7 protein-coding genes and 1 pseudogene are annotated in these 7,045 nt (G+C 69.5%); 4 read left to right on the forward strand and 4 right to left on the reverse strand.

The features are described 5' to 3' along the window. The first annotated feature begins 168 nt into the window (after positions 1 to 168). A complete protein-coding gene (locus tag ACFVHV_RS42710; protein ID WP_380359120.1) occupies positions 169 to 411 on the forward strand; it encodes a hypothetical protein in 243 nt (80 codons plus the stop codon). Here the strand turns inward: ACFVHV_RS42710 and ACFVHV_RS42715 are convergent. After that, on the reverse strand, positions 401 to 1,705 hold the full coding sequence (locus ACFVHV_RS42715) for an NAD(P)/FAD-dependent oxidoreductase (RefSeq protein WP_380359123.1): 1,305 nt from the start codon (positions 1,703 to 1,705) through the stop codon (positions 401 to 403). The genes ACFVHV_RS42710 and ACFVHV_RS42715 overlap by 11 nt on opposite strands. A 223-nt stretch (positions 1,706 to 1,928) precedes the next feature. On the opposite strand from ACFVHV_RS42715, the gene ACFVHV_RS42720 reads away from it, so the two are divergent. Beyond that, complete coding sequence (locus ACFVHV_RS42720) at positions 1,929 to 2,390, forward strand: hypothetical protein (protein ID WP_380359125.1); 462 nt, start codon at positions 1,929 to 1,931, stop codon at positions 2,388 to 2,390. Between the two features lie 468 nt (positions 2,391 to 2,858). Here the strand turns inward: ACFVHV_RS42720 and ACFVHV_RS42725 are convergent, their stop codons facing one another. Both ACFVHV_RS42725 and ACFVHV_RS42730 read right to left on the reverse strand, forming a co-directional pair. Continuing rightward, a complete protein-coding gene (locus tag ACFVHV_RS42725) occupies positions 2,859 to 4,421 on the reverse strand; it encodes a discoidin domain-containing protein (RefSeq protein WP_380359128.1) in 1,563 nt (520 codons plus the stop codon). A 20-nt stretch (positions 4,422 to 4,441) separates the two neighbouring features. After that, positions 4,442 to 4,759: a hypothetical protein gene (locus tag ACFVHV_RS42730; protein ID WP_380359131.1), complete on the reverse strand. Its 318-nt coding sequence runs from the start codon at positions 4,757 to 4,759 to the stop codon at positions 4,442 to 4,444. Between ACFVHV_RS42730 and ACFVHV_RS42735 the strand changes: the two genes are divergently transcribed. Both ACFVHV_RS42735 and ACFVHV_RS42740 read left to right on the forward strand, forming a co-directional pair. Next, a complete protein-coding gene (locus tag ACFVHV_RS42735) occupies positions 4,748 to 5,443 on the forward strand; it encodes an HNH endonuclease (protein ID WP_380359133.1) in 696 nt (231 codons plus the stop codon). The two genes, ACFVHV_RS42730 and ACFVHV_RS42735, sit on opposite strands and share 12 nt — an antisense overlap. Before the next feature lie 253 nt (positions 5,444 to 5,696). Beyond that, positions 5,697 to 6,075, forward strand: a pseudogene (locus ACFVHV_RS42740) (Tn3 family transposase); the annotation flags it as partial. 27 nt (positions 6,076 to 6,102) lie between these two features. Here the strand turns inward: ACFVHV_RS42740 and ACFVHV_RS42745 are convergent. Beyond that, on the reverse strand, positions 6,103 to 7,045 hold a 943-nt coding region (locus tag ACFVHV_RS42745), incomplete at its 5' end, for a WD40 repeat domain-containing protein (protein ID WP_380359136.1).

Below are 7,045 nucleotides of genomic sequence, written 5' to 3' on the forward strand. Positions count from 1 at the left end.
GGGCCGAGCGGTCCGGCCGTACCGCCAGGGTGCCTGCCGGGGACCGCCCGGACACGAACGGACGTCCTTCCCGGTCACCGGGCGCCATCGGGCACCCGGTGACCGGGAAGGGATCCACCTCGGACGGAGAACGTCCTGGTCACCGGCTGCGCGGGGTCCATCGGCAGGGTGATACCGCGGGATCTCATCGGTGACGAGGCGGTGCTGGCCGGTGCCCGGGACGGGGTCGAGGCCGAGCGGATCAGCGGCTTCTACCTCCGCAGCAGAGTCCGCTACCTGGCGGCGTCGACGGCGTCGAGGCTGGTGCACACGCCGGAGGGGACCGGCCACGACTTCCCGCACGAGGCACCGGAGTTCGTGGTCGGCGTGGTCGGGGACCTCGTGCGGGAGCTGCCTGCGGTCAGCCCATGACCGTCCGCGCGGAGTCCGCCCGGACCGGGCGTCGGCGGGAGAAGGCGCCCAGGTCGATCACGTTGCCGGTGTGCTCGCCGCGGTAGCGGACCGGGTCGCCGTCGTGGTCGTGACCGGCCTCGACGCGGTCGATCAGGGTGGCGAGGAAGCGGCCCACCAGCGGGGCGTTCTTGAACTGGTTGCCGCTGGTGCCGATCGCGACGTAGTAGCCGTCGAGGGCGGTGCGGTCGTAGATCGGGGTCCAGTCGTCGGCGACGTCGTACACGCCCGCCGCGCCGAGGGGCCGGTTGGGGACCCGCAGCGCCGGGAACCGGCGAGCCGCCCGGGTCACCTGGGTGCGGAAGCGGCGGGCGGTGGGGCGGGGATCGGCCTCGTCCGGATCCTCGATCCACTCGTGCGGGTCGCACTCCGGCTCGGTCCCGCCGACCAGGAGGTGCCCGCCGGGGGCCGTGCGGACGTAGGTGCCGAGGTCGAGGTCGGCGACCAGGGGGAACGGGTCGGCGGTCCGGACGTCCGGTGCGGCGACCTGGTGGACCTCCTCGCGCAGCGGACGCACACCGATCGTGAAGTCCTCCCCGACCCCCGCCAGCCGGTTGAGGCCGCCCGACCACGGGCCGGCGGCGTTGACCACGACCGGTGCGCCGATCCGCGTGCCGTCGGCCAGGCGGATGCCCGTCACCCGGTCCGCGTGCCGGTCGACGGCCACCACGGTGTGGTGGAGGAGGAACCGGGCGCCCAGCTCGGCCGCGGCGTCGGCGAGGTTCTGGGCGGCGAGCTGCGGGTCGTCGACGTACCCGGCGTCCGGCGTGACCAGGGCACCGAGCTCGCCGGACGGGTCGGCGAAGAAGGCGTCGTCGTCCACCGGCTTCGGAGGCCAGTACCGCCCGGGGTCGATCCCGGGAAGGCGCCTGCGCAGCGTCGGGGCGTCCCACCGCTCGTACGGGACGCCGGCGCGCTCGAACAGGGCGGCGGTCTCGGACGGCGCGACCTCGGGGGAGTCGAGCAGCACGGCACCAGTGCGGTGGAAGGCGGCGAGCGGGCGGCGGCCGGTGAGCCGCAGGTGGTCGGGCCAGGACGTCCAGAGGTGCTGAGCCTCCCAGGCGGTGGCGACGCTCGCGAAGGTGGAGTAGTTGAAGCGGATGATCGCACTGGAGGCGCTGGTGGAACCGTGGCCGACGGCGCCCGCCTTGTCCACGACGACCACCTGCCGCCCGGCGCGCGCGAGTTCGAGGGCGACGGCCGCGCCGATCACCCCGGCTCCGACGACCACGGCGTCCGGTCGAACGACGGTCATGACGGCCCCTCCCCGGGCGGTGGCGTGCGCAGGCTCGGCACGGCGGCGAACAGCGTCCGAGTGTACGGGAGCCCAATCGGCGAGATCGGCCATGGGTCGTCACTGCGTCAGCGCTGCACAGGTGTTGGCGCCCGACCGACATCATCCGCCCGTGACCCGGGCGACGGTATGCCCGTTGAACGCAGGGCACACCCCCGGCATCCAGAGAACAGGACGAAGACCGATGACGACGTGGCTGGACTTCACTTCCCTGCTCGCCAAGGCGCTCGGCCCCGAGAACGTCACGTTGGACACGGAGAAGGGCACCACGGCGACCGCCACCTTCGAACAGTCGCTCAAGCTCGATGACGGCACGACCAAGAAGCGCCACCAGAAGCTGCACTTCGAGTACGACGGCAAGAATGCCGGCTGGATCGCCGTCACCTCCTTCATCGGCCCCGCCGACGACTTCGAAATCCCCGCCCTCCTCGAATTCCTCGGCGCGGACTGGAAGCTGCCCGCCGCCGTGGTCGTCGACAAGCAGCTGGCCCTGCGCCATCACTTCGGTCTGCCCGAGGCCGACGGCGGCAAGGAGGCGGAAGCGGTGAACAAGGAGGTGCTCGACAAGGCACTCGCGTCGGCCGTGATCGTCGGCAGCCTGGCCGACTTCCTGGAGGCGAACATCCTGGAGCAGGACGAGAAGTAGCCGCCACCACGGCATTCCGGTGCCCCGCCCACACGGGCGGGGCACTGGGAGACCGAACCACAGGGCACGGCCGGAGCGACCTTGCGGCACGATGGCCGGCCCCGGCAGATACCGGTGCGGGGCGTACTGGTGCCAGGGCGTCTCCAACCGCAGGCCTTTGCTCTGCCGCCCGGCACGGACGCAGCGTGGCTCTTGGTCCCTGTCAGCCAGCCGGAGCCGCACATGGGTGAGCGCCGTGCCACCCGGCTGTCCAGGCTGCGCGGTTCTTCACCCGCCCCGGGCCGAGTTGTGCGGCGAGGCCGCCGATCGGAATCCGATCCTCCGGCGTTCGGGCGGATGGGAGCGGCTCCGCCTGCGGGAGCGGTCGGAGCAGTGTCTCGCCACCGTGTCCGACACCCGCAGCGGCAGTAGGCCTGGCCCTTCCGTGCGCTTCTACCGGGGTGGAGCCGGCCATCCTGGCGCAGGCACTTATGTGCGTGTTCCATCCTGAGCGTCCGCGTCCGCGCCCGGGAGCGGGAGAGGCGCATCCGTGGCGGAGGTCTGTGTGTCTGCTTGTGCGGGCGAGCCGTCGCCGTTGGTCACGGCTGCCGCATCTGCGGAACCCGTTGGCTCGGTGCCGAGGCTGCGGCTCGAGCTGAAGCCGGCGGTGAACGAGCCGCCTGGAGTGATGATGAAGTGCCGGATCTGGAAGACAAAGAGTTGGCCTGGAACGACAAGGAAGCGGACGTACCGGACCTCGGCTCCGCCGTTGGGGAGCGTGTGGCTGGACAGCGGCGGGGTGATGGCCCCCCTGGGGGTCCAGGTGGTTCGATCGTTCGATGTTTCGACCCTTCCGGCCACCCCGGATGCGGTGAAGTGGATGTCGATCCTGGTGATGCGGCGAATTTCCCCGAGGTCGACCATCGCCCAGTCGTTGAAGTACGGGGTGAGCCTCGACTGGTAGTAGGTGTCGTCCCGGCCGTCCAGCATCTTGTCGGCCGTGTGGCCTGCCATGCCCTCGGGGAGGGCGCTGGCGGTCGGTAGGCCGGCGGTCAGGGAGTTGCGGGCTGTCACCGAGGTGGCGGTGAGCTCGCCCGACACGGTGGCGTTCCCGTCGACGGTCAGGCCGCCGGTGCTGACCGAGATGCCGCCGGCCGACTGATGGATGTTGCCGGCCACTTCGATGTGACTGCCGTTCCCGACGATTTTGGGGACGGCCAGCTGGTTGCCCGGCGCAATGGTGACGTCGCCCTTCGCGATGACGGTGCCGTTGACGATGAGGTTGCCGATGTCGAGGTCGGGTTTGAGGACGGTGAGATGGGTGGAGAGGATCCTCACGACGGGGTTGGACGGGTCGCCGGTGGTTCCGCGCAGGTAGAACGTGGTGTCGGACGTGATGCCTTCGATGGGCAGGCTGGTGCGGTTGGTGACGTCGCGGTCGACCCCCGGGTACAGCAGCTCGTAGGTGGCGTTGGCGGAGCGTTCCCAGGTGAGCTTGACGTCGCCGCCGTTGGGGATGATGGAGGGTTCGCACTGGAAGTTGCGCAGGTAGAAGTCGGCGGGGAACTTGCCGAGGTTGAAGATCGTCTTCCTGGCCTCGAAGTCGGCGTCTCCGGTGCGGGAGCGTTCGGTGACGGTGACCGGGGCAGTGCCGACCTTGCGGCTGATCGGGATGTCCGACAACTGGATGGTGAACCCGGTGCCGGGGCCGATCGGGGCGTGGCTGCCGACGGGCGCGCAGACGAACTCCCTGGCGGCCGCGTCCAGGCGCACGGTCCAGCCGGAGAGGCTGATCCGGGGACTGATCTTGTTCAGGTCGGTGGCGAGGTCGGGGGCCATCGTCCCGGCCGGGACCTTCACCTTGATCCATTCGACGTCGGCCGGAGTGCCGCTCTGCCGGGCGACCGAGATGATCAGTTCCCCGATCTCCTCGGGGGCCTGCGGGTTCTCGGGTGATGCCTTCAGCGGGCTCGGGGTGGTGGTGATCTGATAGGTCAGCAGCGGATCGTCGGCGGCGGTACCGGCGTTCTGGGTCTGGATCACGACGGACACGGGGTGGTTCTCCTTCGGATTCATGGGACGCGGCGGCCCCCTGCCCGGCCGGCGCGGCACCCCGCGGGGTGGCCGTGGTCGGTGCGGCTGTGTGGGGCGGCGTCGTCGAGGGTGAGGAAACCGGAGCGGATCTCGGGTTCGGCGAGGGGGAGGTCGTACTGGTCCTGGCCGAGGATCGGCAGCTTCTGCCAGGTGCCGCCGCGGTTCTCGGACCACGTCCAGGTGCCGACGATGTCGGCCGGGGCCGGCATGAGGGCGGTCTCCTCGCTCTCCTCTTGCGGGCCGCGCAGGGCGGTGGTGGCGGCCAGGAGCGGTCCGGTGCGGAAGTGCACGCTCATGCGGGCGAGAAGGCTGCGATCAACGTCGCGCTCACCAACGGCTACACCAAGCGCATGGCTAAGAAGGGCAGTGCCGGCCACGCCTTCTACCTGAAGCTGCAGAAGTCTGGCCCCGACGGCCAGTGCGCACTGTGCGGTTGCCGATTCGCCGACACGCTCGACCACCAACTGCCCAAGGGCCTGTACCCGTTGCTCGCCGTCGCCCCCAGCAACCTTGCACCCGCGTGCGCAAGTTGCAACGGAACCAAGCAGGACCTGAACCCGGTCGACGCCCAGCAGCAGACCCTGAACCCCTACTTCGACCACGAGGCCGACCAGCACACCTGGCTCACGGCCCGGATCATCCCCCCGTCGGAGGACAGCGGCACCCCGATCGGGATCACCTACCACGCGGAGCCTCCACCCGGGATGCCCGGAGTTCTGGCAGCCCGCGCGAAGTTCCACTTCGAGCGGCTCGCACTCGCAGAGGTGTACGCGTCCAATGCCGGCCCCCAAGTACGGACCGAGAGCCGCCGAATCCGCGACCGAGGCTTGGCGGACCCGGAGGATATTCGCGGACACCTTGCCGAGGAAGTCAACATCTGGAAAGCCGAGCAGCGCAACGGCTGGCAGGTGGCCCTGTACACCGCTCTGGTCAACGACGACTGGTACGTTAACGGGGGGTACCTAGTCGTCGCGGGCTGAGCCGGGGACGTTCGTGCTCGGCGACCCATCGAAAGTTCGCCGAGGAGCCGCCCGCACCGCGCTCGCGTGGGTCTTCTTCATGGACGACGTCGACCGCGATCTGATCGCCCGGCGACGCATCACCAGCTCGGCTTCGCGCTCCAGATGTGCACGGTGCGCTATATCGGCCGATTCCCCCCGGACGAGCCGTTGGATGCGCCGTGGCCGGTGGTCGAGCACCTGGCCGGCAGCTCGGCATCGAGGACCAATCGGTTTCGAGGTGAACGCCTGGACCGGGTTTACTCGACGCGTTCGTGCACCTCGGGGACGGCACGACCCGGATGAAAGACCTATCCACCTCGGTGGTCGCGCTGCCGGTGTCGGAGGCGTGCAACATCGGCCTGGCCCCGGTGGTGAACCCTGGCTACGAGTTGCTGACTCGGGCTCGGCTCGTGCACGTCGACCAGTACTACCTGTGCGCCGACACGATCGCCGTGGCGAACGCCGCGCTGATCGCCGCCCAGGCCGAGGCAGGGTGTCCTTCCTTCGACGAGCAGGCCGGGGATGATCTGGCCCTCGACCACGAGGAATACGACACCCCAGAAATAAGTGATCTCCGCCGGCATAACGAGCGGCATCGTGTCGGCTGGTAGCTGACATATGTGGAGCCGAGCCGGGTGCTATAGCGTGCCGGGGTGAAAGCGGAAGTAGTACAGCCCACCCTCGCCGCCGGCAGCAATGGTGATGCTATCGGCTGACCAGCAGCAGCTGCTCATGGGGCTGTCGGTTCGCAGCATTGCGACAGGTTCTCCGGCGGCGTCCCAGATTCGTACAGTCTTGTCGTCACTGGCAGTGACGATCCAGCTGTTGTTGGGGGAGATCGCCACCGAACGCACTATGCCGGTGTGGCCAGTGAGGGTGGCGGTTTCGGTGGCGGTGGTGCGGTCCCAGATCCGCACTGTTCCGTCGTTTCCGGTGGTGGCGAGCCAGGTGCCGTCAGGGGAGATCGCCATCGACAGTACGGCGCGAGTATGGCCAGTGAGGGTGGCGGTCTCTCGTCCGGTGGTGCGGTCCCAGATCCGCACCGTCCTACCGATGCCTCCGGCGGCGAGCCAGGTGCCGTCGGGGGAGATCGCCACCGCTGTCACCATGTCGGTGTGACCGGTGAGGGTGGCGGTCTCTCGTCCGGTGGTGCGGTCCCAAATCCGCACGGCCCCGCTGAAGCCAGCAGTGGCGAGCCAGGTGCTGTCGGGGGAGATCGCCACCGCGGTCACACCGTGGGTGTGGCTGATGAGGGTGGCGGTCTCCCGTCCGGTGGCGCAGTCCCAGATCTGCACTAGGCCGTCGTGGCTGGTAGTGGCGAGCCAGGTGTTGTCAGGTGAGATCGCCACCGCGGACACGCCGTGGGTGAGGGTGGCGGTTTCGGTGGCGGTGGTGCGGTCCCAGATCCGCACGGTGCCGTCGTTTCCGGTGGTGGCGAGCCAGGTGCCGTCGGGGGAGATCGCGACGGAGCGTACCTCGCGGGTGTGGCCGGTGAGGGTGGCGACCTCCCGTCCGGTGGTGCGGTCCCAGATCCGCTCTGTTATAAACAAGACCGCGCACTCGAGACAGTAGCCGTCCGGG

The organism is Kitasatospora sp. NPDC127116 (assembly GCF_042677365.1).
Lineage (GTDB): Bacteria > Actinomycetota > Actinomycetes > Streptomycetales > Streptomycetaceae > Kitasatospora > Kitasatospora lactacystinica.

Coding starts and splice junctions, on each gene's coding strand:
- ACFVHV_RS42720 (WP_380359125.1), top strand. CDS start 1,929: ATGACGACGTGGCTGGACTTCACTTCCCTGCTCGCCAAGGCGCTCGGC.
- ACFVHV_RS42715 (WP_380359123.1), bottom strand. CDS start 1,705: ATGACCGTCGTTCGACCGGACGCCGTGGTCGTCGGAGCCGGGGTGATC.
- ACFVHV_RS42730 (WP_380359131.1), bottom strand. CDS start 4,759: ATGAGCGTGCACTTCCGCACCGGACCGCTCCTGGCCGCCACCACCGCC.